The 24,351-nt window shown below is 66.3% G+C and carries 22 protein-coding genes; 10 read left to right on the top strand and 12 right to left on the bottom strand.

Translation table 11 applies throughout. The features are described from left to right. The first annotated feature begins 71 nt into the window (after nucleotides 1-71). Together Q0897_RS02895 and moaB are read left to right on the top strand one after the other, a co-directional pair. Nucleotides 72-1,865 (top strand): lytic transglycosylase domain-containing protein, encoded by a 1,794-nt coding sequence (locus Q0897_RS02895; protein WP_299307402.1) that lies wholly within the window; start codon nucleotides 72-74, stop codon nucleotides 1,863-1,865. After that, the gene (gene moaB / locus Q0897_RS02890; RefSeq protein WP_299307401.1) at nucleotides 1,855-2,382 is read left to right on the top strand and encodes a molybdenum cofactor biosynthesis protein B; all 528 of its coding nucleotides are present in this window, start codon (nucleotides 1,855-1,857) and stop codon (nucleotides 2,380-2,382) included. The genes Q0897_RS02895 and moaB overlap by 11 nt, the downstream gene beginning before the upstream one ends. A gap of 13 nt (nucleotides 2,383-2,395) precedes the next feature. Here the strand turns inward: moaB and Q0897_RS02885 are convergent, their stop codons facing one another. Then, a complete protein-coding gene (locus tag Q0897_RS02885; protein ID WP_299307400.1) occupies nucleotides 2,396-2,743 on the bottom strand; it encodes a LysR family transcriptional regulator in 348 nt (115 codons plus the stop codon). Nucleotides 2,744-2,813: 70 nt separating this feature from the next. On the opposite strand from Q0897_RS02885, the gene modA reads away from it, so the two are divergent. The 3 genes from modA to Q0897_RS02870 are packed head-to-tail and all read left to right on the top strand — an operon-like array spanning nucleotide 2,814 to nucleotide 4,901. Continuing rightward, on the top strand, nucleotides 2,814-3,584 hold the full coding sequence (modA, locus tag Q0897_RS02880; protein WP_299307398.1) for a molybdate ABC transporter substrate-binding protein: 771 nt from the start codon (nucleotides 2,814-2,816) through the stop codon (nucleotides 3,582-3,584). Then, on the top strand, nucleotides 3,581-4,282 hold the full coding sequence (gene modB, locus Q0897_RS02875) for a molybdate ABC transporter permease subunit (RefSeq protein ID WP_299307397.1): 702 nt from the start codon (nucleotides 3,581-3,583) through the stop codon (nucleotides 4,280-4,282). The genes modA and modB overlap by 4 nt, the downstream gene beginning before the upstream one ends. Further along, the gene (locus tag Q0897_RS02870; RefSeq protein WP_299307396.1) at nucleotides 4,272-4,901 is read left to right on the top strand and encodes an ATP-binding cassette domain-containing protein; all 630 of its coding nucleotides are present in this window, start codon (nucleotides 4,272-4,274) and stop codon (nucleotides 4,899-4,901) included. Before modB ends, Q0897_RS02870 begins: the two co-directional genes overlap by 11 nt. 22 nt (nucleotides 4,902-4,923) lie before the next feature. On the opposite strand, the gene dnaE is transcribed toward Q0897_RS02870, so the two are convergent. The 4 genes from dnaE to Q0897_RS02850 form a co-directional block, all read right to left on the bottom strand. Further along, entirely contained in the window at nucleotides 4,924-8,406 is a 3,483-nt protein-coding gene (gene dnaE, locus Q0897_RS02865) for a DNA polymerase III subunit alpha (protein WP_299307394.1), read from the bottom strand. A 94-nt stretch (nucleotides 8,407-8,500) separates the two neighbouring features. After that, nucleotides 8,501-8,788, bottom strand: coding sequence for a hypothetical protein (locus Q0897_RS02860; protein WP_202084199.1), 288 nt, complete (start codon nucleotides 8,786-8,788; stop codon nucleotides 8,501-8,503). 85 nt (nucleotides 8,789-8,873) lie between these two features. Further along, nucleotides 8,874-9,569 carry an ABC transporter ATP-binding protein gene (locus tag Q0897_RS02855; RefSeq protein WP_299307392.1) on the bottom strand — a complete coding sequence of 232 codons (696 nt, stop codon included), beginning with the start codon at nucleotides 9,567-9,569 and terminating at the stop codon, nucleotides 8,874-8,876. Beyond that, nucleotides 9,562-10,803, bottom strand: a complete 1,242-nt coding sequence (locus Q0897_RS02850; protein WP_299307391.1) for a lipoprotein-releasing ABC transporter permease subunit — start codon at nucleotides 10,801-10,803, stop codon at nucleotides 9,562-9,564. The genes Q0897_RS02855 and Q0897_RS02850 overlap by 8 nt, the downstream gene beginning before the upstream one ends. A gap of 243 nt (nucleotides 10,804-11,046) precedes the next feature. Here Q0897_RS02850 and purF point away from each other — a divergent pair, with 243 nt between their 5' ends. Genes purF through Q0897_RS02835 form a run of 3 tightly spaced genes read left to right on the top strand, consistent with a single transcriptional unit; the run spans nucleotide 11,047 to nucleotide 13,654 of the window. Next, on the top strand, nucleotides 11,047-12,528 hold the full coding sequence (gene purF / locus Q0897_RS02845) for an amidophosphoribosyltransferase (RefSeq protein ID WP_299307390.1): 1,482 nt from the start codon (nucleotides 11,047-11,049) through the stop codon (nucleotides 12,526-12,528). Further along, nucleotides 12,525-13,244, top strand: a complete 720-nt coding sequence (locus tag Q0897_RS02840) for an SDR family NAD(P)-dependent oxidoreductase (protein ID WP_299307389.1) — start codon at nucleotides 12,525-12,527, stop codon at nucleotides 13,242-13,244. The genes purF and Q0897_RS02840 overlap by 4 nt, the downstream gene beginning before the upstream one ends. 44 nt (nucleotides 13,245-13,288) lie before the next feature. Further along, nucleotides 13,289-13,654: a PilZ domain-containing protein gene (locus Q0897_RS02835; RefSeq protein WP_366519892.1), complete on the top strand. Its 366-nt coding sequence runs from the start codon at nucleotides 13,289-13,291 to the stop codon at nucleotides 13,652-13,654. A 2-nt stretch (nucleotides 13,655-13,656) separates the two neighbouring features. Here Q0897_RS02835 and Q0897_RS02830 read toward each other — a convergent pair whose 3' ends face one another. Next, on the bottom strand, nucleotides 13,657-14,913 hold the full coding sequence (locus Q0897_RS02830; protein WP_299307388.1) for a cyclopropane-fatty-acyl-phospholipid synthase family protein: 1,257 nt from the start codon (nucleotides 14,911-14,913) through the stop codon (nucleotides 13,657-13,659). A gap of 59 nt (nucleotides 14,914-14,972) precedes the next feature. Beyond that, nucleotides 14,973-16,364, bottom strand: coding sequence for a deoxyribodipyrimidine photo-lyase (locus Q0897_RS02825; RefSeq protein ID WP_299307387.1), 1,392 nt, complete (start codon nucleotides 16,362-16,364; stop codon nucleotides 14,973-14,975). Nucleotides 16,365-16,495: 131 nt separating this feature from the next. Between Q0897_RS02825 and Q0897_RS02820 the strand changes: the two genes are divergently transcribed. Continuing rightward, nucleotides 16,496-17,137 (top strand): phosphatase PAP2 family protein, encoded by a 642-nt coding sequence (locus Q0897_RS02820; protein WP_299307386.1) that lies wholly within the window; start codon nucleotides 16,496-16,498, stop codon nucleotides 17,135-17,137. Between the two features lie 13 nt (nucleotides 17,138-17,150). Here the strand turns inward: Q0897_RS02820 and Q0897_RS02815 are convergent, their stop codons facing one another. Both Q0897_RS02815 and Q0897_RS02810 read right to left on the bottom strand, forming a co-directional pair. Continuing rightward, nucleotides 17,151-18,185 carry a 2-oxoacid:ferredoxin oxidoreductase subunit beta gene (locus Q0897_RS02815; RefSeq protein WP_299307385.1) on the bottom strand — a complete coding sequence of 345 codons (1,035 nt, stop codon included), beginning with the start codon at nucleotides 18,183-18,185 and terminating at the stop codon, nucleotides 17,151-17,153. A 38-nt stretch (nucleotides 18,186-18,223) separates the two neighbouring features. Further along, the gene (locus tag Q0897_RS02810; RefSeq protein ID WP_299307383.1) at nucleotides 18,224-20,188 is read right to left on the bottom strand and encodes a 2-oxoacid:acceptor oxidoreductase subunit alpha; all 1,965 of its coding nucleotides are present in this window, start codon (nucleotides 20,186-20,188) and stop codon (nucleotides 18,224-18,226) included. A 237-nt stretch (nucleotides 20,189-20,425) separates the two neighbouring features. Here Q0897_RS02810 and Q0897_RS02805 point away from each other — a divergent pair, with 237 nt between their 5' ends. Next, nucleotides 20,426-20,908 carry an RNA pyrophosphohydrolase gene (locus tag Q0897_RS02805; RefSeq protein WP_299307382.1) on the top strand — a complete coding sequence of 161 codons (483 nt, stop codon included), beginning with the start codon at nucleotides 20,426-20,428 and terminating at the stop codon, nucleotides 20,906-20,908. A 27-nt stretch (nucleotides 20,909-20,935) separates the two neighbouring features. On the opposite strand, the gene Q0897_RS02800 is transcribed toward Q0897_RS02805, so the two are convergent. The 3 genes from Q0897_RS02800 to guaB form a co-directional block, all read right to left on the bottom strand. Beyond that, the gene (locus Q0897_RS02800; RefSeq protein WP_299307381.1) at nucleotides 20,936-21,460 is read right to left on the bottom strand and encodes a hypothetical protein; all 525 of its coding nucleotides are present in this window, start codon (nucleotides 21,458-21,460) and stop codon (nucleotides 20,936-20,938) included. Nucleotides 21,461-21,544: 84 nt separating this feature from the next. Continuing rightward, nucleotides 21,545-22,726, bottom strand: a complete 1,182-nt coding sequence (locus Q0897_RS02795) for an RsmB/NOP family class I SAM-dependent RNA methyltransferase (RefSeq protein WP_299307380.1) — start codon at nucleotides 22,724-22,726, stop codon at nucleotides 21,545-21,547. 9 nt (nucleotides 22,727-22,735) lie between these two features. Further along, the gene (gene guaB / locus Q0897_RS02790) at nucleotides 22,736-24,211 is read right to left on the bottom strand and encodes an IMP dehydrogenase (RefSeq protein ID WP_299307379.1); all 1,476 of its coding nucleotides are present in this window, start codon (nucleotides 24,209-24,211) and stop codon (nucleotides 22,736-22,738) included. Nucleotides 24,212-24,351: the final 140 nt, after the last annotated feature.

Raw genomic sequence — 24,351 nt, 5'->3', positions numbered from 1 at the left:
ATGCACGGCGATTCAAACCGGTGTCGTGGGCTGGGCCGCGAGGATCGGCGCCCGGCAGCGAGAGGGAAACGATGATCGAACGCAATTCCAGATGGCGCCGGCTGGCGATGGCGGCGGTTTTGCCGGCGATGGCCGCGCTCGCGCTGCCGGGCCCGGCCATGGCCAACAGCGCGGCGATTACCATGCCGAACGCAGAGGTGCCGACGCAGCTCAACGCCAGTGACCGGCAATATTACGCCAGCGTGTTCCGCGCGATCGACGCGCAGGACTGGACACAGGTGCAGAACCTGCTCAACCGCGGCGACACGAGCGCGCTGCATCAACTCGCGCTCGCCGAATATTACCTGCACCCCAACAGCCCGGCGATCGACCTCGATTCCCTCAACAACTGGCTCGCGATGGGACGCACGCTTCCGCAGGCGGAGCAGATCGGGCGGCTGGCGGTGAAACGCGGGCTCGGCGCGGAACCGGCGCTTCCGGGTGCGCAGCGGCTGGTCTCGATCCGCGCGCCCGAAAAACGCACCCGCCCGCGCGGCATTTCCGATGGCTCCATGCCCGAAAGCGTGAGCAGCGCGATCCTCGACCGCATCGTCAATGACGACCCCGGCGGCGCGCGGCAATTGCTGTCGGGCGTGGAGATGACCTTGACCCCCGCCTCCCGCGCGGAATGGCGGCAACGCGTCGCGTGGAGCTATTATATCGAGAATGACGACCGCACCGCGCTCGCCATGGCGCGGCAGGTGGCCGACGGCGGCAGCGGGCCGTGGGTCGCCGAAGGCTGGTGGGTCGCGGGGCTTTCGGCATGGCGGCTGGGCGATTGCGCGCTGGCGGCGGACGGTTTCGCCCGCGCGGCGCAGGCATCGCAGAATGACGAGCTGACCTCAGCCTCGCATTACTGGGCCGCGCGTGCCTATACCCGCTGTCGTCAGCCCGAGAACGCCGCCCCTGCGTTGCAGAATGCCGCCAACCTGCACGAAACACTTTACGGCATGCTGGCCTCGGAACAGCTCAATCGCGCGCTCCCCGCGCAGGCCGCCGGCGAACCGTTTTCGCAGGACGACTGGCGCCGCCTGTCGGACGAGGCGAATGTCCGCGCCGCCGTCGCCCTCGTCGAAATCGGGCGCGAGGGGCTGGCGGACGAGGTGCTGCGCCATCAGGCCCGCATCGGGGCGCCCGCCGATTATCCCGCGCTCTCCCGGCTCGCCCGCGCCTTGGGCCTGCCCGCGACGCAGCTTTACATGGCCTATAACGCGCCGAGCGGGACGCGCGCCGACCCCGCGACCCGGTACCCCGCCGCAAAATGGCAGCCGGTCGAAGGATGGCGTGTCGATCCCGCGCTGGCCTATGCACACACCTTGCAGGAATCCAATTTCCGCGCCGATGCAGTCAGCCCCGCACAGGCGGTCGGCCTGATGCAGATCACGCCGATCACGGTGCGCCAGCATGCCCCCTCGCTCGGCATGGATGCGAGCCGCGCCGACCTGACCGACCCGGCCACGAACATGAGCTTTGGCCAGCGCAATCTCGAAATGCTGCGCGATTCCAGCGGGACGCAAGGGCTGCTCCCGAAGATCATGGCGGCGTATAATGCCGGCCTGTCGCCCATCACGCGCTGGAACACCGAGATCAACGATTACGGCGATCCGCTGCTCTGGATGGAATCGATCCCCTATTGGGAAACGCGGGCCTATGTCGCGATCGTGACGCGCAATTACTGGATGTATCAGCGTCAGCAGAACCGCGATTCCGACGCGCGGGAGGCGCTGGCGCAGAATCTGTGGCCGCGTTTTCCGGGCGTGTCTGGCGCCGATGCGGTGTCGATGCAGGGCAAGCCGGTTTTATCGGGAGCGGTTCGTGGCAATTGACGAAACGCGCGCGTTCATACCTGTCCGCATCGCGCTGCTGACCGTATCGGACACGCGCGGGCCGGACGAGGACACGTCCGGCGACATCCTGGCGCAGCGGATCGAGGGGGCGGGCCATATCCTCGCCGACCGCACGATCATGAAGGACGATGCAGCGCTCATCACCGCGGGGTTGCAGATCTGGATCGGGCGCGCGGACGTGGACGCGGTCATCATCACCGGCGGCACCGGCCTCACCGGGCGCGACGTCACGCCAGAAGCGCTCGACCGTGTGAAGACCAAGGACATCCCCGGTTTCGGCGAGCTTTTCCGCTGGCTAAGCTTCAAGACCATCGGGACCAGCACGGTGCAATCGCGGGCCTGCGCGGTGGTGGCGCAATCGACCTATATCTTCGCGCTGCCGGGATCGAACGGCGCGGTGAAGGACGGTTGGGACGGCATCCTTGCCGAACAGCTCGACGCGCGCAACGGCCCCTGCAATTTCGTGCAGCTCATGCCGCGTTTGATGGAACGCTGACCCCCCGGCGAGGTCAGCCAGTCGGCGCCACTGGCGCGTCGCGCAACCGCCGGGCGATGGCGCCGGGCGCCGCCGCTGCGCCGTCCACCTGTGCCATCATCGCGCGATAGGCGCCGAGCACCGCCGCCCCGTCCGCCGTCACATCCGCGCCCCCGCCGGGTCGCGTCGCGATGAGCGGCTCCGCAAAGCAGCGGTTCATCGTATCGACCAGCAACCACGCGCGCCGGTAACTCATCCCCAAAGCGCGGGCGGCCGCCGAAATCGACCCCTCCCGCCCGATCGCGTCGAGGAGCGCGGCCTTGCCCGGCCCCATCGCGATGGCATCGCCGCAATAGATCTGAACCTTGACCTTGATGCGCATGTCCCCTCCCGCCGTGCGGGCGCAAATGCACGCTCGACGATCTGTATATGCGCGGATATAGCTTTGCACCATGCTCCGCACGCTTTTCACCTTTTTTGCCTGCGCGCTCCTGATGGCGTGCAGCCCTGCGCCCGCCACCGGGCCCATCGTCCTCGCCGCGTCGAGCATGACGGAGGCCTTGACCGCCGCGGCGAATGTTTGGGCCGCGCGCGGACATGCGCGGCCCGTCCTGTCCTTTGCGGCAAGTTCCGCACTCGCCCGCCAATTGCAGGAGGGCGCGCCGGCGGATCTCTTCGTTTCGGCGGACGAAGAATGGATGGACGTGCTGCAACAAGGGGGGCACATCCGGGAGGAGAGCAGACGTGTCATCGCCGGGAACGCGCTCGTGCTGATCGCGTCCGCGGGTGCCGCGGATGCCGGGGCCGTCGATCTGCGCGATCCGGTCGCGCTTTCGAATGCGCTGGGCGGCGCGGGCCGGCTCGCCATGGCGGATCCGGTGGCGGTTCCGGCGGGCCGGTATGGCCGTGCGGCGCTGGTGGCGATGAACCTCTGGGACGGAGTGGCGAAGCGCATCGCACCTGCGCAGAACGTGCGCGCCGCGCTCGCGCTCGTGGAGCGGGGGGCCGCACCGCTCGGCATCACCTACGCCACCGACGCGGCGGCATCGGACCGGGTGCGGATCGTGGCGCGGTTTCCGGGATCGAGCCACCCTGCGATCCGCTATCCCGCGGCGATTCCCACGCTGTCGCGCAATGGCGATGCGGCGGCGTTCCTCGATTTCCTGACCGGCGCGGAGGGGCAGGCGATCCTGCGCGCCCGCGGCTTTACGGCGCCGCGATGACGGCCTGGCTTTCCCCCGCCGAATGGGAGGTGATCGCGCTTTCGCTCAGGGTCAGTGCGGTGGCGATGGTGGCCACGCTGCCTCTCGCCTATGCGCTGGCGTGGTTGCTTGCGCGGCGGCGGTTTGCGGGGCGGGTCCTGCTCGATGCTGCGGTGCATCTCCCGCTGGTGGTGCCGCCGGTGGTCACGGGGTGGATCCTGCTCATCGTGCTTGGCCCGGCGGGACCGGTCGGGGCGTGGCTGCAAACGCATTTCGGTATCGGTTTCGTGTTTCGCTGGACCGGGGCGGCAATTGCGGCGGCGGTGATGGCACTGCCGTTGATGGTGCGGGCGATGCGCCTGTCGATCGAGGCGGTCGACCGGCGTGTCGTCGATGCGGCGCGGACGCTCGGTGCGACGCGGTGGCGCGCGTTTGCGACCGTCACGCTCCCGCTTTCGATGCCGGGCATTCTGGCAGGCGCAGTGCTCGGTTTTGCGCGGTCGCTCGGCGAATTCGGCGCGACGATCACCTTTGTCTCCAACATTCCGGGCGAGACGCAGACGCTCCCGCTCGCGATCTATAGCGGGTTGCAGGTGCCGGGGGCGGAGGCCGCGGTGACGCGGCTCGCCATCGTGTCGGTGGTGCTGTCGGTCGGTGCGCTGATGCTGTCGGAATGGCTGATCCGCCGCTCCGGCGCCGGGAATAGCCATGTCCTTTGACGTCGACATCGCCTTTGCGAACGGGGCGGCGGGCGCACCGACGGCGTTGCGTATTGCGAGCGACGCGGCGCTGATCGCGCTCACCGGCCCCTCGGGCGCGGGCAAGACCAGCGCGCTCAACTGCATCGCGGGATTGCACCGGCCGATCCGGGGTCGCATCGCCATTGGGGACGCGGTGTTGTTCGATGGGCCCGCGGGCATCGACCTTGCGCCGCAGCGCCGGCGGGCCGGATATGTCTTTCAGGAAAACCGCCTCTTTCCCCATCGCCGCGTCAGCGCCAACCTCATCTATGGCGAGATGCTGCGCGACGAAGGCGAGCGGTGGATCACCCGCGCCGAAGTCGTCGATTTCCTCGGCATCGGCCATTTGCTCGACCGCTGGCCCGCGACGCTTTCGGGCGGGGAGGCAAAGCGCGTTGCCATCGGGCGGGCGCTGCTTTCGGCGCCGCGCTTCCTGCTGCTGGACGAACCGCTCGCCGCGATCGACCCCGCCCGGCGCGACGAAATCCTCACCGTGATCGAGCGGATCCGCGACACGCTGCCGGTGCCCATCCTCTATGTGGGCCACCATCCGGACGAGATTGCCCGGCTGACCACGGTGAATGTCACGATGGGCTGAACGACGCGGCGGGCGCCGGCGGTCAGGCCACCAGCTTCAGATCCTGCACCCGTTTCGCCTCCAGCGCGGTCGCGGCGATGCCGTCCACCTCGGCAATCCGGTCGACCAGATCGCCATCGAGCATGAAACGCCGCCCAAGGCTCATCACCGCCTCGCGCCCTTCGCCGAGCTGCAGCCGCGCGATGACCTCACCGGTCGCGTCGGCGCCGGTCGGCAGCATCGCGGCCAGTTCCGCCATCGCGTCCGCCCGCGACACCGACAGGCGAAGCACCATGCGCGCCGTGCCCTTCACCTCGGCCAGCGGGCGGGCGCCGCGCACGGTGACCCGCGGCGGCTCATCGATGCTGGGCCGGTCGAGTTCGACGTTGAGCAGCACGCATTCCCCGCTCGCCGCCCATTTGACGAAGCTGTCAACCAAAGCCTCCTCGAAACAGCTGGCCGAAAACTGCCCCGACTGATCCGAAAAATCGGCCATGACGAAATCGCGGCCCTTGCGCGTCTTGCGCTTGTTCACGCTTTCCACCAGCACGGCCATCACCGCATTGGTGCGGCCCTGCCCGCCGGCGCCCTGCCCGCCGACATCGCCCACGGTCAGGCTGGCATGCGTGCGCGCGCCATTGGCGCCGGCGACCGCGCGCCATTGTTCGACCGGGTGCGCGGCAAAGTAGAACCCGAAATTCTCGCGCTCCTTCGCCATCTGTTCGATCCGGGGCCAGCGTTCGGTCTCCACCATGCGGAGATCCTGCGCGTCTTCCCCCTCCGCCCCGAACAGCCCGGCCTGCCCGCTCGTCTTCTCGCGCGCGGCGGCGTCCGCCACGGCCAGCAGCATGTCCGCATTGGCGATGATCTTCGCCCGGTTCGGCTCCAGCTGGTCGAGCGCGCCCGCCGCGGCCAGCCCTTCGAGCCCGCGGCGGTTCATCGCACCGGGCGGCAGGCGGCGGAACAAGTCGGCGAGGCTTTCGAACCGTCCGCGGGCAATCCGCTCGTTCACCACCGCGTCCATCGCCTTTTCGCCGACATTGCGAATGCCGGCCAGCGCATAGCGGACCTGGTGCCCGTCCTCGGTCGGCTCGACGGTGAACTCGGCCTCCGAATGGTTGATGTCCGGCCCGGCCAGCGCGACGCCCGCGCGCCGCATGTCATCGACGAAGATCGAAAGCTTTTCCGATTGATGCATGTCGAAACACATCGACGCGGCATAGAATTCGTGCGGGTAATGCGCCTTCAGCCACGCGGTCTGATACGCCAGCAACGCATAGGCGGCGGCGTGCGACTTGTTGAAACCGTAGCCTGCGAACTTGTCGATCAAGTCGAACAGCTCGTTCGCCTTCGCCTTGTCGATGTCCGACACGCGCTTGCACCCCTCGACGAAACGTTGGCGCTGCGCGTCCATTTCGGCCTGCACCTTCTTGCCCATCGCGCGGCGCAGAAGGTCCGCATCGCCGAGCGAATATCCGGCGAGGATCTGCGCGGCCTGCATCACCTGTTCCTGATAGACGAAGATGCCGTAGGTTTCGGCGAGAATGCCTTCGAGCTTTTCGTGCGGATACTCGATCTCCGCCTGCCCGTTCTTGCGCTGTCCGAACAGCGGGATGTTGTCCATCGGGCCGGGACGGTAGAGCGAGACGAGCGCGATGATGTCCTCGAACTTGGTCGGCTTCACGGCGGACAGCGTGCGACGCATGCCTTCGGATTCCAGCTGAAACACGCCGACGGTATCGCCGCGTTTCAAAAGATCGAACACGCCCGCATCCTCCCACGACAGCGTGTCGAGGTCGATGGTAATGCCACGCTGCGCCAGAAGATCGATCGCCTTGCGCAGCACCGACAGCGTTTTCAGGCCGAGAAAGTCGAACTTGACCAGCCCGCTCGATTCCACGTGCTTCATGTCGAATTGCGTGACCGGCATGTCGGACCGCGGATCGCGATAGAGCGGGACGAGCTGGCTCAGCGGGCGGTCGCCGATCACCACGCCCGCCGCGTGGGTGGAGGAATTGCGGGGCAGACCCTCAAGCTGTCGGGCGAGATCGACGAGCCGCTGCACATCCTTGTCGCGGCGATATTCGCCGGCAAAATCGGACGCGCCATTGAGCGTGCGTTCGAGCGTCCAGGGGTCGGTCGGGTGGTTCGGCACCATCTTGCACAGCCGGTCGACATGGCCGTAGCTCATCTGCAGAATCCGGCCGCAATCGCGCAGCACGGCGCGGGCCTTCATCTTGCCGAAGGTGATGATCTGCGCAACATGGTCGTGCCCGTATTTGTTCTGCACATAGCGGATCACCTCGCCCCGCCGCGTTTCGCAGAAATCGATGTCGAAGTCGGGCATCGACACGCGCTCGGGATTAAGGAACCGTTCGAACAGCAGGCCGAGCCGCAGCGGATCGAGATCGGTGATGGTCAGCGCCCACGCCACCAGGCTGCCCGCGCCGGAGCCGCGCCCCGGCCCCACCGGAATGCCATTGTCCTTCGCCCATTTGATGAAGTCGGCAACGATGAGGAAGTACCCCGGAAAGCCCATTCCGGTGATGATCTCGACCTCGAATTTCAGCCGGGCATAATATTCCTCCCGCGCCTCCTCCGACAGGTCGGGATAGATTTCGAGCCGCCTGTCGAGGCCGCGCCGCGCATCCTCGGCCAGGGCCTTCGCCTCGCCCTCCTGATCGCCGGCGAGGCTGGGCAAAATCGGCTTGCGATAGGGCGGCATGAAGGCGGTGCGTTGCGCCACGATCAGCGTGTTGGCGGTCGCCTCGGGCAGGTCTTCGAACAGCTCGTGCATGACGGGCGCCGGTTTCACCCACGCATCGCGCGGGGCGCGGGGCCGGTCGGTCGCATCGATATGCGTGCTGTTGGCGATACACAGCAGCGCATCATGCGCAGGGTGGAACGGCGCCTCGTCGAACAGGGCGGGATTGCTGGCCACAAGTGGCAGGTCACGGGCATAGGCAAGCGCAATCAGCGCGTCCTCGGCCTCCGCCTCGTTCGGGGCACCGCTGCGCGCGATTTCGATATAGAGCCGGTCGCCGAACAGCGCCTGCAGCCGGTCGCAATAGGCCGCCGCCTCGTCCCCCTGCCCCTCGGACAGGAGGCGGGCGAGCGCCCCCTCCCCCGCGCCGCTCAGGCACAGGAGGCCTTCGGTCCGCCCCTCCAGCATGTCCATGCTCACATGCGGGTCGAGATGAAGCGGCCGGTCGAGATGGGCCGCGCTCACCAGATGGCACAGATTGTCCCAGCCGGTTTCATCCTGTGCGTAGAGCGCGATCCAGTCGATCTGCTCCCGCCCGGGCCGCTGCACCGCGAGGAACGTGCCGATGACCGGCTGCACCCCTTGCACCTTGCACTCCCCCGCAAAGGGAATCGCACCGTAAAGCCCGTTGCGGTCGCAAATGGCCACGGCGGGAAAGCCGCGCGCCTTTGCCAGCTTTGCCAATGCCTTGGGGTCGATCGCGCCTTCGAGCATGGTAAAGCTGGAAAAGACGCGAAGGGGGACGAAATCTGCATATGCCATCGCGGGATAGATAGCGAAACGCCCGCCCCCATGCGAGGGGGCGGGCGATATTTTCACCCGTTAACGGACCGTGGCGCGATCCGTCGGACGCGGGTCAATCCGCCTTCGGAAAATCGTCGTGCCGGGCCAGCGCCAGGATTTCGGGAAGCGTGAACACGCGGTCGCCCGATTTCTGAATCACGAGATGCTCGCGCTCATCCTCCGGTAGGTGGTCGACGAAACGGACCATTTCGGCGAACGTGCCCTCGCGCATCACGTTGAAACCGCGCAGCATGTTGCTTTCATTGCCGTTCGGGCGATTGTGGATCGCGGCGTGATCGTCCCACTCGATCCCGTTGAGATTGGGCGATTCGCCGCGAAAAGTGGTGGGGGAATGGCTCACCTGAGAGATCCTTTGTCAAAACGGTTCGATGGATCAACGCCCCTTAGTCCACCCCGGTTCCGGTTCGCAAGGCGGATTGCCGCGGCTACCCCGCGCGAAGGCGCCCTTCGTGGAGGCGGACGACGCGGTCCATGCGGCGGGCGAGCCGTTCGTTATGCGTCGCGATGAGCGCGGAGCTGCCCTGCCCGCGCACGAGCCGCAGGAATTCTTCCAGCACGCGGTCCGCCGTCGCCTCGTCGAGATTGCCCGTCGGCTCGTCGGCCAGCACGAGTTCGGGCCGGTTGGCGAGCGCGCGGGCGACGGCCACGCGCTGCTGCTCCCCGCCCGAAAGCTGGCTGGGCCGGTGGTCGAGCCGTTGTGACAGGCCCAGCGCGCCGAGCAGTTCGTCGGCCCGTGCCTCCGCCTCGCCCCGCGCGCGTCCGGCGACGAGCTGCGGCAGGATCACGTTCTCGCGCGCGTCGAAATCGGGCAGCAGATGGTGAAACTGATAGACGAAGCCTAGATGTTCGCGCCGCAGCGCCGTGCGCGCATCGCCATTGAGCGCGCTGGCCTCGACACCTGCAATCTCGATCTTGCCCTGAAACCCGCCTTCGAGCAGGCCAACCGCCTGCAACATGGTGGACTTGCCCGAACCCGACGGGCCGAGCAGGGCGACGATCTCGCCCGGCATGATGGAAAGCTCGACCCCGCGCAGTACCTCGATCGTGACGCCGCCTTGGGTAAAGCTGCGGCGAAGATCGTGGAGCCGGACGACGGGCGCGGACGATACGGTATCATTCATAGCGCAGGACCTGCACGGGATCGGTGCTCGCCGCCTTGAACGCGGGGTAGAGCGTGGCGAGGAAGGACAGCACGAGCGCCATCACGACGATGACCGTGACCTCGGCCGGGTCGGTCCGCGCGGGCAGTTCGGTGAGGAAGCGGATCGAGGGATCCCACAATTCCTGTCCGGTGAACAATTCCATCGCGCGCACCACCGACTGCCGGAATTCGAGCGCGACGAAGCCGAGCAGCAGCCCCGCCATCGTGCCCATCGCCCCGATCAGGAATCCGGCGGTCACGAAAATCTTGAGGATGGACCGCCGCGTCGCCCCCATCGTGCGCAGAATCGCAATGTCGCGCGTCTTTGCCCGGACCAGCATGATGAGCGAGGACAGGATGTTGAACACGGCGACCAGAACGATGATCGACAGAACGACGAACATCGCGACCCGCTCCACCGCGAGCGCCTCGAACAGGGAAGCGTTGATCGTTTTCCAGTCGGACACGACCGCGCGCCCGGCGAGCCTTTGCGCAATGGGCGCCATCGTATCCTCGACCGTGTCGGGATCTTCGGTGAGCACCTCGATCATGCCGATGGAATCGCCCGAAAGCAGCAGCGTCTGCGCATCCTCCATCGCCATCACGACAAAGGAATTGTCGTAATCGTAGATGCCGATTTCAAAGATCGCCCCGATTTCATAGCCGATTTCGCGCGGCACGGTGCCGAACGGCGTCGTGCGCCCCTGCGGATTGATGATGGTGATCGTATCGCCAAGCCGCATGCCGAGCGTCTGCGCCAGCCGCGCACCGATGGCCACCGTATTGGACCCTGGCTGCACCCGCGACAGGTCGCCCATCACGTTCTTGTCGGCGAGCCTTGCGATATCGTCCGGCTCGTTCCCGCGGACCAGCACGGCCTCCACCCGCCCGTTGAACGTGGCGAGCAGCGGCTGCTCGATCAGCGGGGAAGCACGCGTCACACCGTCCGTTTCCCGCACTTCTTCGAGCACGTCGCGCCAGTTGTCGAGCCGGCCGCCATAGGCCTGCACGATGGCATGGCCGTTCAGTCCGACGATCTTGTCCATCAATTCGGCGCGAAACCCGTTCATCACGCTCATCACGATGACGAGCGCGGCCACGCCGAGCATGACCGCCACGAGGCTGATGCCGGCGACGAGCGCGATGAAACGCTCCCCCTTGCCGGGCAGCATGTAGCGTTTGGCGATCGTCCATTCGAAAGGGGAAAGGATCACGAGGGCAGCGGTCCGTGCATGGTGGGAAGGTGCGTGCGCCCCATGAACGGGGCGGCTTTAACGCAAGGTGAAGTAGGCGGTGCCGCCCCGCGTGGCAAGCGTTCCGGTGCAAACGCACCGCTGCGTACAACACACAGGTTGTAATCGAACGCGTTTCTCGGCAAAGCGGCGCCAGCGAACGGGGGCGATAACGCCCTGCACGAAACGGCCACCGATCGGGCCGATCCGGGACATTGCGCGAACATGACCATCGAGACAAACGTGAACCATCCCTTCCATGACGAGGACGGGGATACGCTGCGCGAGGAATGCGGCGTTTTCGGCGCCATCAACGCACGCGACGCCACCGCGCTCACCGCGCTGGGCCTGCACGCGTTGCAGCATCGCGGGCAGGAAGCGGCCGGCATCGTCAGCTATGACGGGGCGGAATTCTACGTCCGGCGCGGGCTTGGCCACGTGGCCGAGAATTTCGGCGCGGGCGATGCCATCGCCGAACTGCCGGGGTCGATGGCGGCGGGCCATGTCCGCTATTCCACGACCGGCGGATCGGGCCTCCGCAATATTCAGCCGCTCTACGCCGAACTCGCCACCGGCGGTTTCGCGATCGCGCATAACGGCAATATCTCGAACGCGATGCACCTGCGCGCCGATTTGGTGCGCAAGGGGGCGATCTTCCAATCCACCTCCGATACCGAGGTGATCGTCCATCTCGTCGCGACGAGCCGGTATCCCACGCTGCTCGACCGGTTCGTCGACGCGCTGCGCCTTGTCGAGGGTGCCTATGCGCTGATCTGCATGACGCCCAAGGGGATGATCGCCTGCCGCGATCCGCTTGGCATTCGCCCGCTTGTCATGGGGCGGGTCGGCGACGCGGTGGTCTTCGCCAGCGAGACGGTCGCGCTCGACATCATCGGGGCCGATTTCGAACGCGAGGTCGAACCGGGCGAGCTGATCGAGGTGGATTTCGACGGAAAGACGAAGAGCCACCGCCCGTTCGGCAATCGCGGTTCGCGCCCCTGTATCTTCGAACACGTGTATTTCAGCCGACCCGATTCGATTTCGGCGGGCCGCTCGGTCTATTCCGTGCGCAAGGCCATCGGGGAGCAGCTCGCCATCGAATCGCCTGCCGATGTCGACCTCGTCATTCCGGTGCCGGATTCGGGCGTGCCGGCCGCGATCGGCTATGCGCAGCAATCGGGCAAGCCGTTCGAGCTGGGCATCATCCGCTCGCATTACGTGGGCCGCACCTTCATCCAACCGTCCGACGGCGCCCGGTCGAGCAGCGTCAGCCGCAAGCACAACGCCAATCGCGCCCTGGTCGAGGGCAAGCGCATCGTGCTCATCGACGACAGCATCGTGCGCGGCACCACCAGCCTCAAGATCGTGCAGATGATGCGCGATGCCGGCGCAACCGAAGTGCACATGCGCATCGCCAGCCCGCCGACCATGCACAGCTGTTTCTATGGCGTGGACACGCCCGAACGCTCAAAATTGCTGGCCGCGCGGATGGAGGTCGAAGCGATGCGCGAGTTCATCCAGGCCGACAGCCTCGCCTTCGTCTCCATCGACGGCCTCTATCGCGCGGTGGGCGAGGAAGAGCGCAAGCCCAAGTGCCCGCAATATTGCGACGCGTGCTTTACCGGCGATTATCCGACGAAGCTCACCGACCTCGAAGAGCGCACCGAACCGGATCAGATGTCGCTGTTGCAGGAGAAAGTGGCGTGAGCGCCGACCGCGACCTCGACGGGCAGCTCGCGCTCGTCACCGGCGCATCGCGCGGGATCGGTGCGGCGATCGCGCAATCGCTGGCCGCGCGCGGGGCGCATGTCGTCCTGACCGCGCGGAGCGATACCGCGCTGGAGCAGGTGGAGGACGCGATCCACGCCGCTGGCGGAAGCGCGACCATCGCGCCGATGGACCTTTCAGAACCCGACGCGGTCGCACGGCTCGCCGCCGCGATCCGCGGCCGGTGGGACGCGCTCGACATGCTGGTCATCAATGCGGCGATCCTCCCGCAATTATCGGCGGTGCAGGATATCGACCCCCGCGAATTCAGCCGGGCGATGACGGTGAACGTCCTCGCGACGCAGACATTGCTGACCGCATTTCATCCCATGCTGAAAGCGTCGAAGGATGGCCGCGTGGTCGGCATTACCAGCAGCGTGGGGGCAAGCCCGCGTGCCTACTGGGGCGCATATGGCGCGACGAAGGGCGCGTTCGACGTGCTGCTCGATTGCTATGCGCAGGAAAACGCGAAGGTGTCGCGCATCCGCACGGCCATCGTCGATCCCGGCGCCACCCGCACGACGATGCGGGCGCGCGCCTATCCGGGTGAGGATCCGCAGACGGTGAAATCGCCCGACACGGTCGGCGAGGCGGTCGCGCGCCTGCTGTGCGAGCCGTTCGAAACCGGACATAGACTTCGCGTTAACCAAGCCTGATAGGCAAAAATTCACACTTCCAGACGAGATTGACTCGCAATACGATGATCCCCATCGGGAGTGTTGCGATGCACGCCTTGCTTCAACGAAAACGTCCAAGTGCCCCGGTCCGGCCCCGCCGTTATGCGACCGCGGCCGGGCTCACGATTCCCGCCAATCTGAGGCCGTCTGGCGGGCGCGGATTTTCCACCGTGATTCACGATTTTTCGATCGGCGGCTTTTCCGGCACCGCGGCGGAGCCCCTGCGCGAAGGCACGCTATGCTGGCTCTACGTGCCGGGGATCGAGCCGCTCGCGTGCGAGGTGATATGGTGGCGCGACAATGCGGTCGGCTGCGCGTTTCACGACCTGCTCGATTTCGGGACGTATGAAACCATCGTCGCGAGCTGCCGCATTCCGGCCCGGCTCTGACGCTATTGCCGGATCAGCGTGACCTGATGCACGTCGATCCCGCCGCCGCGAAACCCGCCCTCGCAATACATGAGGTAGTAGCGCCACAGATCGACAAACCCGCGGTCGAAACCGGGCGGAAGCAGGCCATCGTCCACCGCACGCTCGAAATTCTCGCGCCAGATCCGCAGCGTTTCGGCATAATCGTGCCCGAAATCATGTTGATCCTGCCATGACAGGCCCCGCGCCTCGGCAAGCCTGCGGAACTCGCTCGTCCGGATCAGCAGACCGCCGGGAAAGACATAGGTCTGAATGAAATCGGCGCTGCTGGCGTAGGCGTCGAAAATGTCGTCGCGGATCGAGATATATTGAATCGCCGCACGCCCGCCGGGCTTCAGGTTGCGGGCGATGCAATCCATGTAGGTCGGCCAGTATTCCCGGCCAAGCGCCTCGACCATCTCCACGCTGGCGATGGCGTCGAACTGCCCCTCGACATCGCGGTAATCCTGCCGCCGGAAATCGATGGACAACGATTCGCGCGCCGCCCTGTCCCGCGCATGGGCGAGCTGTTCGTCCGACAGGCTGATCGCGGTGACATCCGCGCCGTGCCGGTCGGCCAGCCGCCGCGCGAGAAAACCCCAACCGCATCCGATTTCGAGCACACTGTCATCGGGCGCGAGCGCGAGCCGGTCCGCCAGCGCGTCGACCTTGGCGAACTGCGCCTGCTCCAGATCGTGTGCCCCATCGGTGAACAGCGCGCTGGAATAGCTCATCGTGGGATCGAGCCACGCGGCGTAGAAATCATTGCCGAGGTCGTAATGCGCGGCGATGTTCACCTGCGCGCCGGCCCTGGTATTGCGCCGCAAGCGGTGCAGCATCCGGCTGGCCAGCCGCCACGGTCCCTTCGCCCGCCCGACCGAGCCGAGCGTTTCGGCATTGGCGATGAACAGCGCAAAGATCATGACCGGGTCGGGGCTGTCCCATTCGCCCAGCTCCCATGCGCGATACCATCCGACCGACCCGCCGGTGGCCAGCCGCAACAACGCGCGCCAGTCGTGGAGCCGGATCTGCGCCGCGAAACCCGGCGCGCGTCCGCCGACGATGCGATGGCTGCCATCGGGCAATTGCGCCTCGATCGAGCCGGTCGCAATCCCGGCGTCGATACGCTCGACCAGCCGGTCTGTCCCGCCGGATATCACCCGCGCGAGCCAGCCTGTGCCGTTCTGCCAGTCAAGGCCCGCCTGTGTCAGGTGCCTGCCGCGTGGTTCGGGTGCATTCATCGCGGCCCCCTATGGCGCGGGATGCGCCGCTTGCCAACAGGCGGAAAGCATGCCGTCCCCTATCCCGCGCGATCCTTCATTTCGCCATAGGCGTCGAGCGCGCGTTGCCGGGCGACCTTGTGCGCGATTCGCTTTTCGGGATAGCCGTCCGGCCGGCAATCCTCACCCGGATCGTGGATCGTGTCGTCGCCGAGATGGCTGAGTTCCGGCACCCATTCGCGGATGTATTCGGCGGCATCGAACTTCGGCGATTGCGAGAGCGGCGCCATGATGCGCGGGAACATGTTGCTGTCCACCCCCGTGCCTGCGATCCATTGCCAGTTCACGCCATTGTTCGCATAATCCGCATCGACCAGCGTGTCCCAGTACCACCGTTCCCCGTGGGTCCAGCGGATGAGCAGATGCTTGATGAGGAAGCTCGCCGCGATCATCCGCACCCGGTTGTGCATCCAGCCGATGTGCCACAATTGCCGCATGCCCGCATCGACGATGGGATAGCCCGTCCGGCCCTCTTGCCATGCTTTCAGATCGGCCGCGGCTTCGTCGTCGCTATCCGGGTCGCGCCACGGGAAATGCGCGAACTGGTCGCGATAGCCGCTCTCGGGATATTCGGGAAACTGGCAGATGATGTTCTGCGTATAATCGCGCCACAGCAATTCGCCGCGAAAGCTGTGCAGCCCTTCCCCGCTGCGCCCTTCCAGTGCCTTCCACACCTGCGTCGGCGAAATCTCGCCCCAATGAAGGTGCGGCGACAGGCGCGAGGAACCGTCGACCGACGGCAGGTTGCGGTCGGTTTCATAGGACGCGACCCGCTCGGAGAATTCGTCGAGTTGGTCCTGGCCCGCGTTTTCCCCCACGGCCCATTCGCTGCGAAATCCCTCGGCCCAGTCGGGCTTTGTGGGAAGCAGGTTCCAGTCGCTCAGGTCGTCGCTGTCGGGCCATGCGTCGGGAAGCGTCAGGCTCGGCACGTCAAGCGGGTCGCGTTGCGGCAGCTGGCGGGTCGCCGCCTTCGCGAAGGGGGTGTAGATCTTGTACGGATCGCCCGAACCCGTCGTCACCGTGCCGGGCGGCAGCAGGTAATTCCCGTCATAGAGGTTGAGCGTGACCCGTTCGCACAGCGCGTCCTGCGCCTTCACCCACCAATGTTCGTAATGGCGGATGGCGTGGACCGCCTCCGCGCCCGTTTCCTCGACCAGCGCGCAGAGTTCCTCGACCGCGTCACCGCGCCGCAGGATCAGCCGCGAGCGATGCTGCGCCAGCCGGCTCGCCATCGCATCGAGGCTATGATGCAGCCACCATCGCGACGCCCCGCCCAGCGCGCGATCCCCCGCGCGGTCGTCGTCCAGCACATAGACCGCGATGACCGGCCCCTGCGACGCGGCGGCGCACAGCGCGGGCTGATCCGAAAGGCGCAGGTCGCGTCGCAGCCAGACGATTTGCGGGGCAGTCATTCAGGTCTCCTCGGCAGTCGTAATGTTCTGATCGGGAACGGGTGGCCAAGCGCGAATGTTCCATGACGATGTCATCTCCTCCCCCTTCGCCCGTCGCGTCCCGCCCTTCCCACCGCCACGGGCGCGCAGGGATGCTTGCTCTCGCGGCGCTGCTGTGGGCGGGGTTTGCGATTGTGGTCTGGGCGGTATTGGGGGGACATACTGCGCGGTTCGACACGGCTCTGCTCCGCTTGCCGCGGATGGCGGACGGCGCGGCGCAGGGGCCGGGATGGATGCTTGAAATGGTGCGCGACGTGACCGCGCTGGGCGGTGTGTTGCTCCGCAATGTCTTCGCCTTGGTCGGGGTGGGTGTCGCGGCCTTCGTCTTGCGGTGGCGGGGGCTTGCGGTCTGGCTTTTCGTGACGGTGGCGTCGGGCTGGCTCGTGAACAGCGTGATGAAATATGCGATCGCGCGGCCCCGGCCCGAACTCGTACCGCATCTGGCGGAGGCAGGCGGCCCCGCCTTTCCCAGCGGGCACAGCTTCAACGGGGCGGTGGTCTATGTCGCCCTTGCGCTGGCCTTTGCGCCATGCGTCGCGCGGGCATCGGTGCGGCATGCGCTTATCACGGCGGCGATGGTTCTGGCCATGCTCATCGCGGTGAGCCGGATATGGCTCGGCGTGCACTGGCCCAGCGATGTGCTGGCCGGATGGCTCGGCGGGACCGGCTGGGCCGTGCTGTGCGCCTCCGCGTTCCACCCCTCGCCGAGAGGGCGGGACGCGGCGCGCGCCTAGCGCAGACCCGCGTTCAGATCGGATCCTGCGCCGTGCCCGACACGGTCCAGGTCTGCCCCTTGCGGAGCAGCGCAGCGAAATCGGTCGACTTGCCGGCTGCGTCCTTCGCATTGCGCGCGTGGACCATGTCCTCGTAAACCGGCGCCGGATTGTCGTAGATCACGCCCAGCGCCATCGGAAACGGCCCGAACGGCATCTCGATCAGCATGTGGGCGAGCGTCTTGCTCTTCGCATTATGCGTCATCACGCCCGCGCCCTGCCAATCGCCATCGACAACATCCACGACCTTGAGCGTGAGCGTCCCTGTATCGAGCGCAAGACCCTTCGTCCCCTTGGCAAACAGCATCGGCTCGCCATCGGTCAGCCAGATCTGTGTTTCGGGCGCGGTTTTCTTCTGCGTGAAATCGTCGAACACGTCCTTGTTATAGACGATGCAGTTCTGGAAAATCTCGATAAAGGCCGCGCCCTTGTGCGCATGGGCAGCTTTCAGCACCTCGGGCAGATCCTTTGACACGTCGTAACCGCGCGCCACGAAACGCGCCCCCGAACCGAGGGCAAAGGCGCACGGGCTGGCCGGTGCCTCGACCGAACCGGCCGGTGTCGACGGGCTGGTCGTGCCGGGGCGGCTGGTCGGCGAATACTGGCCCTTGGTCAGGCCGTAGATCTCGTTGTTGAACAGCATGATCTGCATGTTCACGTTCCGGCGCAGCACATGCATCATGTGATTGCCGCCGATGGAGAGCCCGTCGCCGTCGCCCGTCACCAGCCACACGTCGAGATCGGGATTGGCGAGCTTCACCCCCGTCGCAACCGCGGGCGCGCGGCCATGGATGGTGTGGAAGCCATAGCTTTCCATGTAATAGGGAAAGCGGCTGGAGCAGCCGATGCCGGAAATGAAGACCGTATTGGCCGGATCGGCGCCTAGCTGCGGCAAGGTGCGCTGTACCGCCTTCAAGATGGCGTAGTCGCCGCAACCGGGGCACCAGCGCACTTCCTGATCGGTTTCCCAGTCCTTGAGCGTGGTCGTTACAGGGGTCATGTCGTTCATGTCGCGTGTCCTTCTGGACTGATTCAGGCGTGACGGGCTCAGGATTGGGCTTTTTCGGGGCTGGGAAGCTGCGTGTCGTTCACGTCGACCTGCCCGCCCTCATTGCCGTCGACATCGTCGAAATAGGCGGCGATCGCGGCCTCGATCTCGGCAATGGCAAAAGGCTGCCCGCTGGTCTTCGTCAGCGATTGCGCATCAATCAGGAACTGATCGCGCAGCACGGTCTTGAACTGTCCCGCGTTCATTTCGGGGATCAGCACATTGTCGAACCCGGCCAGCAATTCGCCCATGTTCTTCGGCAGCGGCCAGATGTGGCGGACGTGGATGTGACTGACGTCGATGCCCTTCTTCCGCGCGCGGCGGACGGCCTGATGGATGGGGCCGAACGTGCTGCCCCAGCCGACCACGGCGAGCTTGCCGCTCGTATTGCCCATGCACACATCCTGATCGGGGATGTCGCTCGCGATCCCCTCGATCTTGTCCTTGCGCGCGTCGGTCATCGCCTGGTGGTTGGCGGGCGAATAATCGATGTGGCCGGTGCCCTGCGCCTTCTCGATCCCGCCGATGCGGTGCATCAGACCGGGGGTGCCGGGCTTGATCCACGGGCGCGCGCCCTTTTCATCGCGCGCGAAGGGGAGCAGCGTGTCGTTGCCATCCACATCCGTCGCGTTCTTCTCGGAGAGGAACTTTGCCGGGAAATGCGCGAAACCGGTCGGGTCGGGCACCTTCCACGGTTCGGCGGCATTGGCGATATAACCATCGGTGAGCAGCATCACCGGCGTCATGTAATGCACGGCGAGGCGGCATGCCTCGATCGCGCATTCGAACGCATCGGCCGGGCTGCGCGCCGCGATCACGGGAAGCGGCGCGTCGCCGTTGCGGCCATAGACCGCCTGGTAAAGGTCGCTCTGCTCGGTTTTCGTGGGCAGGCCGGTGGACGGGCCGCCACGCTGCGAATTGACGATGACGAGCGGGAGTTCGGTCATCACGGCAAGGCCCATGGCTTCGCCCTTCAACGCAATGCCCGGCCCGGACGAGCTGGTGATGCCGAGCTGCCCTGCATAGCTTGCGCCGATGGCGGCGCAGATCGCGGCGATCTCGTCCTCCGCCTGAAACGTGGTGACGCCGAATTCCTTCAGATTCGCCAGATGGTGCAGGATGGCGGACGCCGGCGTGATCGGATAACCGCCGAAGAACAGCGGCAATTCGGCCAGCTGCGCCCCCGCGACCAGACCAAGCGAAATGCTCTCCGCCCCGGTGATGGTGCGATAGAGACCCGGATCGCTTTCGACCGGCGCGACATGATATTGCTTGAGCGGGCCGGAAATCTCCGCCGTCTCGCCATAGGCATGGCCCGCATCCAGCGCCGCGATATTCGCCTCGGCCAGGTCGGGCGCCTTCCGGAACTTCTGCTTCAGCCAGTCATGGATCGGTTCGCGCGACCGGTCGAACATCCACAGCGCGAGGCCCAGCGTCCACATGTTCTTGCAGCGCAGCGCTTCCTTGTTGCCCAGCCCGAACGGCTTCACCGCTTCCAGCGTGAGCGCGCTGATGTCGAAGGCCAGCACGTCCCATTTCGCCAGCTCGTCCCCGTCGAGCGGGTTGTGGTCGTATTTCGCCTTGTCCAGATTGCGCGCCGTGAACTCGCCCGTATCGGCAATGATCAGCCCGCCGGGCTTCAACGCGGCAAGGTTCACCTTGAGCGCCGCCGGGTTCATCGCGACGAGCACGTCTGGCGCATCGCCCGCGGTTTCGATCGCGGTGGAGCCGAAATTAATCTGAAACGCCGAAACGCCGAACAGCGTGCCCTGCGGCGCGCGGATTTCGGCCGGAAAATCGGGGAACGTGGCAAGATCGTTGCCGGCCAGCGCGGTGGACAGCGTGAACTGCCCCCCGGTCAGCTGCATCCCGTCGCCCGAGTCCCCGGCAAAGCGGACGACGACCGCCTCTGTCTGACCCGACGGGGTATCGGGGGCGGCGGTGCTTGCGGTTTGTGAAGCCATTGTCATCCTCGGTATCGGCCCGAATGAAAGCGCGGCGGGCGGCGCGTGCCCGAATTGCGGGCGGCGGTCATTGCCTGACTAGTCTTCTGAACCCAAGCGTTCAATTTAGAAAAAGTTTCCGCCCCGCCCTGATGCGCTTTGCCGGATCGATCCGCCCCGCGCATCGCAACCGGTTGCAAAACCCATGCTCCGGCGGCCAGATGGCACCCATATCCGCGAATCGAGAAAGCGAACCGCATGAGCAAGCCCGACCCCACCCTTTACCGCCCCTGCGCCGGGTTGATGATCGTGAACGAGGATGGCCGCGTCTTCGTCGGCAAGCGGCTCGACACGAAGGAAGGCGACTGGTGGCAGATGCCGCAGGGCGGCGTCGATCCGGGCGAGGACATGCACGATGCCGCCTTTCGCGAAATGTACGAGGAAACCGGCATACGGTCCGACAAGGCCCGGATCGAGGCGCAGAGCGAGGAAGAGCTGTTCTACAACCTGCCGGAGGAATTGAAGGGCAAGCTGTGGGGCGGCAAATATATCGGACAGCGTCAGCGCTGGTTCCTCGTCCGGTTTTCGGGGACCGATGCGGATATTGACCTCAACGCGCATAGCGAGGCCGAGTTCGCCGAATATCGCTGGGTCGACGCCGACACGCTGCCGGCGATGATCATTCCGTTCAAGCGCCCCGTTTACGAAGCGGTTCTGTCGCAGTTTCGCGACCGGATCTGACGCCGGGCCGCAAGCGTTCAGTTCAGTTCAGTTCACCTCGACCGGTTCGTCCATCCCGGCCATCGCATCGCCGCCCGATGCGTCCGCCGAACGGACCGGTTCGACCGGCCCACGCTCGATCGCGGCGGCCAGTGCGCCGACCTGGGCGCAATCATTACCGCACAGCGATTTCAGCCGGGTGAGGTTCTGCTCCGCCTTGGCGATCGCGCCCTTTTCGGCCATGGCCGCGCCCTCGCCTGCGATGGCGGAAAGATTGCCGGGATCGAGGGTCAGCGCCTGCCGGTAATAATGGATGGCCTTGCCCTGCAAACCCTTCGAGCGGGCAACATCGGCCAGCGACATGAAAATCTCTGCATAGCCGGGGGCGAGCACGGCCGCAGCCTCGAACCGGTCGGTCGCGCCGGCAATGTCACCGCTCGCAAGCGCCGCATCGCCCGATTGCAGCAGGCTTTCCACCCGCGGATCCGCCGGTTCGGCCGCCTTGCCATAACCGGTGCTCGCACTGATCGCGACGAAGAGCGACAGGGCGGCGGCGATCGGGGTGTAGCGCATCAACAAATCCTTCCAGGCCGGGTCACGCTCCGTGCGCGGGCGATCGAACGATGAGGCGAGAGGGCGGGCCATGTCCGGCCAAGCCTAGCACGGCGAGATATAGCGTGCGATAAAAAACCCATCGGTCGCATCGTGCAACGGCGTGAGCCGCATTCCGGTTCCCCGCCTCCGGCCAAGCGGCAGATCGGGCGTATCGGCCGAAAAACCGGGGTTGCGCGAAAGAAACGCCTCGCCCTGCTCCGCCCCTTCGACGTCGAGCAGCGAACACACGACATAGACGAGCCGCCCGCCCGGTTTCACCAGCCGCGCGGCAAGGTCGAGCAGCCGCGATTGCAGCGCCGCCTGCTCCTTCAGGCTGGCGGGCGTCACGCGCCAGCGCGCCTCGGGATTGCGGCGCCAGGTGCCGGTCCCGCTGCACGGCGCATCGACGAACACGATGTCCGCATCGCCCTCAACCTGCGTCAACGCGTCCATCTCGTGTCCGGGGTTGAGCAGCACGGTTTCGGCGATCGTGACCCCGGCGCGTTCGGCGCGCTCCGGCAATTTCTGAAGCCGCGCGCGCGAGGTATCGGCGGCAAGGATGCGCCCCTCGTTCCCCATCATCGCGGCCAGCGCGAGCGTCTTGCCCCCCGCGCCCGCGCACAGATCCACCACGGTCATTCCCGCGCTCGCCCCAGCGGCGAGGCAGGCGATCTGGCTGCCGGTGTCCTGCACCTCGACCGCGCCGCTCCTCCACGCGTCCCAATCCTCGACCCGAAGCCCGGTGTCGAGCCGCAGCCCGTGCGGCGCCGCGGTCGGCTCCGCCGTTTCGGGCAGGGACAGCGTATCGCGCCGCGCCTTCAGCGTATTGACGCGCAGGTCGAGCGGCGCCCGCGCGGACAGAGCGTCCTGCTCTTCGCGGTCGAGGCCGCTCCCCATCATCTCCTCGCGCAGCCAGCGCGGCGCCGTGTCGAGATTGGCGACCGGTTCGCCCGGCTCGATCTCGGCCGGGCCATACTGGCTCCCGTCGAACATTTCGCGCAATTCCGGTTGTTGCTTGGTCAGCGCCAGCATCGCGGCGCGGCCCGACACCGGCACCTCGCCGCAGGCCCGGATCGCAGCATAGACCAGCTCGCGGATCGCGCGCCGGTCCTTCGACCCGGCATAGCGATTGCCCCGCGCCCAGTCGGCGATGATGCGGTCGGCGGGCGGGCCATTGCCCCGCGCGCCTGCGATCACCGTGTCGAGAATGTCGATCGCGGCTTTCACGCGGGCGGGCGGGGTCATGGCTGTTCCTTAACGGGTGGGATAGTTGGGCGCTTCGCGCGTGATCGTGACGTCGTGAACGTGGCTTTCGCGCAGGCCCGCACCGGTGATGCGCACGAAACGCGCATCCTTGCGCAGCGCGTCGATCGTGCCGCACCCGGTATAACCCATCGCGGCCTTCACCCCGCCGACGAGCTGATGGACCACATCCTTGGCCGGGCCTTTATACGGGACCTGCCCCTCGATCCCCTCGGGGACGAGCTTCATGGAATCCTTGATGTCCTGCTGGAAATAGCGGTCGGCGCTGCCGCGTGCCATCGCGCCGACGCTGCCCATGCCGCGATACGCCTTGTACGCGCGGCCCTGATACAGGAACGTTTCGCCCGGCGCTTCCTCGGTCCCGGCCAGCATCGAGCCGATCATGATGGTGGAGGCACCCGCCGCCAGCGCCTTGGCCGCGTCGCCGCTCGTGCGCAGGCCGCCATCGGCGATGACGGGCACGTTCGACTTGTCGGCCTCCTCCGCCGCATCCATGATCGCGGTGAGCTGCGGCACGCCGACGCCCGCCACGATCCGCGTGGTGCAGATCGAGCCGGGACCGATGCCGACCTTGATCCCGTCGGCCCCCGCATCGATGAGCGAGCGCGCAGCCGCCGCCGTCGCGACATTGCCGGCAATGACCTGCACGTCGCTGGACAGCGCCTTCACCCGCTCGACGGCGCGGGCGACATCCTTGTTGTGCCCGTGCGCGGTGTCGATGACGACCACGTCGACCCCTGCATCGACGAGCGCGCTGCTGCGCTCGAAGCCGGTGTCGCCGACGGTGCTTGCCGCCGCGACGCGCAGGCGCCCCGCCGAATCCTTGGTCGAATCGGGGAAGGTCACGGCCTTTTCGATGTCCTTCACCGTGATGAGGCCGATGCAATGATACGCATCGTCCACCACGAGCAGCTTCTCGATCCGGCGGCTGTGGAGGAGGCGGCGCGCCTCGTCCTGCTGAATATCCGCCGAAACCGTGGCGAGATCGTCGGCCGTCATCAATTCGCGCACCGGCTGGCGGTCATTGGCGGCAAAGCGCACGTCGCGATTGGTCAGGATCCCGACCAGCCGGCCCGATTGCTCGACCACAGGAATGCCCGAAATCTTGTGGCTCTGCATGAGGTTGCGCGCCTCGCCCAGCGTCGCATCGGGCGCGATGGTGATGGGGTTGACGACCATGCCGCTTTCGAACCGCTTCACCTGCCGCACGGCGCTGCATTGTTCTTCCACCGTGAGATTGCGGTGCAGCACGCCAATGCCGCCCATCTGCGCCATGACGATGGCCATCTCGCTCTCGGTCACGGTGTCCATCGCGCTCGACAACACCGGAATGTTGAGCGTGATGCCCCGCGTCAGCCGCGTGCGCGTGTCGGCAAGGCTGGGCACGATGTCGGATGCGGCGGGCTGCAACAGCACATCGTCGAAGGTGAGACCGAGGGGGATGTCGGAGGAAAGGCGGTTTGGCACGGCGAAGGGATGCTTTCGTTCGGTAGGCGGGCGGTTCGTTGCGGGCGAGCGGCATAGATGCGGCGAATCCACGCAAGGGGCCGCTTCCGCCCGGACCCTGTGAAACTGCCCGGCATGGAGAGTCGTGCAACGCCCTCTAA

Origin of the sequence: uncultured Croceicoccus sp. (assembly GCF_947496385.1) — a bacterium.
Lineage (GTDB): Bacteria > Pseudomonadota > Alphaproteobacteria > Sphingomonadales > Sphingomonadaceae > Croceicoccus.
The sequence above is the reverse complement of the archived record's forward strand: the minus strand, read 5'-3'. Positions and strand labels throughout refer to the sequence as shown.

Bases quoted from the DNA above. Each gene is read 5' to 3' on its own strand.
- Q0897_RS02895 (WP_299307402.1), top strand. From the start codon at position 72: ATGATCGAACGCAATTCCAGATGGCGCCGGCTGGCGATGGCGGCGGTT.
- Q0897_RS02885 (WP_299307400.1), bottom strand. From the start codon at position 2,743: ATGCGCATCAAGGTCAAGGTTCAGATCTATTGCGGCGATGCCATCGCG.
- modA (WP_299307398.1), top strand. From the start codon at position 2,814: ATGCTCCGCACGCTTTTCACCTTTTTTGCCTGCGCGCTCCTGATGGCG.
- modB (WP_299307397.1), top strand. From the start codon at position 3,581: ATGACGGCCTGGCTTTCCCCCGCCGAATGGGAGGTGATCGCGCTTTCG.
- Q0897_RS02870 (WP_299307396.1), top strand. From the start codon at position 4,272: ATGTCCTTTGACGTCGACATCGCCTTTGCGAACGGGGCGGCGGGCGCA.
- dnaE (WP_299307394.1), bottom strand. From the start codon at position 8,406: ATGGCATATGCAGATTTCGTCCCCCTTCGCGTCTTTTCCAGCTTTACC.
- Q0897_RS02855 (WP_299307392.1), bottom strand. From the start codon at position 9,569: ATGAATGATACCGTATCGTCCGCGCCCGTCGTCCGGCTCCACGATCTT.
- purF (WP_299307390.1), top strand. From the start codon at position 11,047: ATGACCATCGAGACAAACGTGAACCATCCCTTCCATGACGAGGACGGG.
- Q0897_RS02835 (WP_366519892.1), top strand. From the start codon at position 13,289: ATGATCCCCATCGGGAGTGTTGCGATGCACGCCTTGCTTCAACGAAAA.
- Q0897_RS02830 (WP_299307388.1), bottom strand. From the start codon at position 14,913: ATGAATGCACCCGAACCACGCGGCAGGCACCTGACACAGGCGGGCCTT.
- Q0897_RS02825 (WP_299307387.1), bottom strand. From the start codon at position 16,364: ATGACTGCCCCGCAAATCGTCTGGCTGCGACGCGACCTGCGCCTTTCG.
- Q0897_RS02820 (WP_299307386.1), top strand. From the start codon at position 16,496: ATGCTTGCTCTCGCGGCGCTGCTGTGGGCGGGGTTTGCGATTGTGGTC.
- Q0897_RS02815 (WP_299307385.1), bottom strand. From the start codon at position 18,185: ATGAACGACATGACCCCTGTAACGACCACGCTCAAGGACTGGGAAACC.
- Q0897_RS02810 (WP_299307383.1), bottom strand. From the start codon at position 20,188: ATGGCTTCACAAACCGCAAGCACCGCCGCCCCCGATACCCCGTCGGGT.
- Q0897_RS02805 (WP_299307382.1), top strand. From the start codon at position 20,426: ATGAGCAAGCCCGACCCCACCCTTTACCGCCCCTGCGCCGGGTTGATG.
- Q0897_RS02800 (WP_299307381.1), bottom strand. From the start codon at position 21,460: ATGCGCTACACCCCGATCGCCGCCGCCCTGTCGCTCTTCGTCGCGATC.
- Q0897_RS02795 (WP_299307380.1), bottom strand. From the start codon at position 22,726: ATGACCCCGCCCGCCCGCGTGAAAGCCGCGATCGACATTCTCGACACG.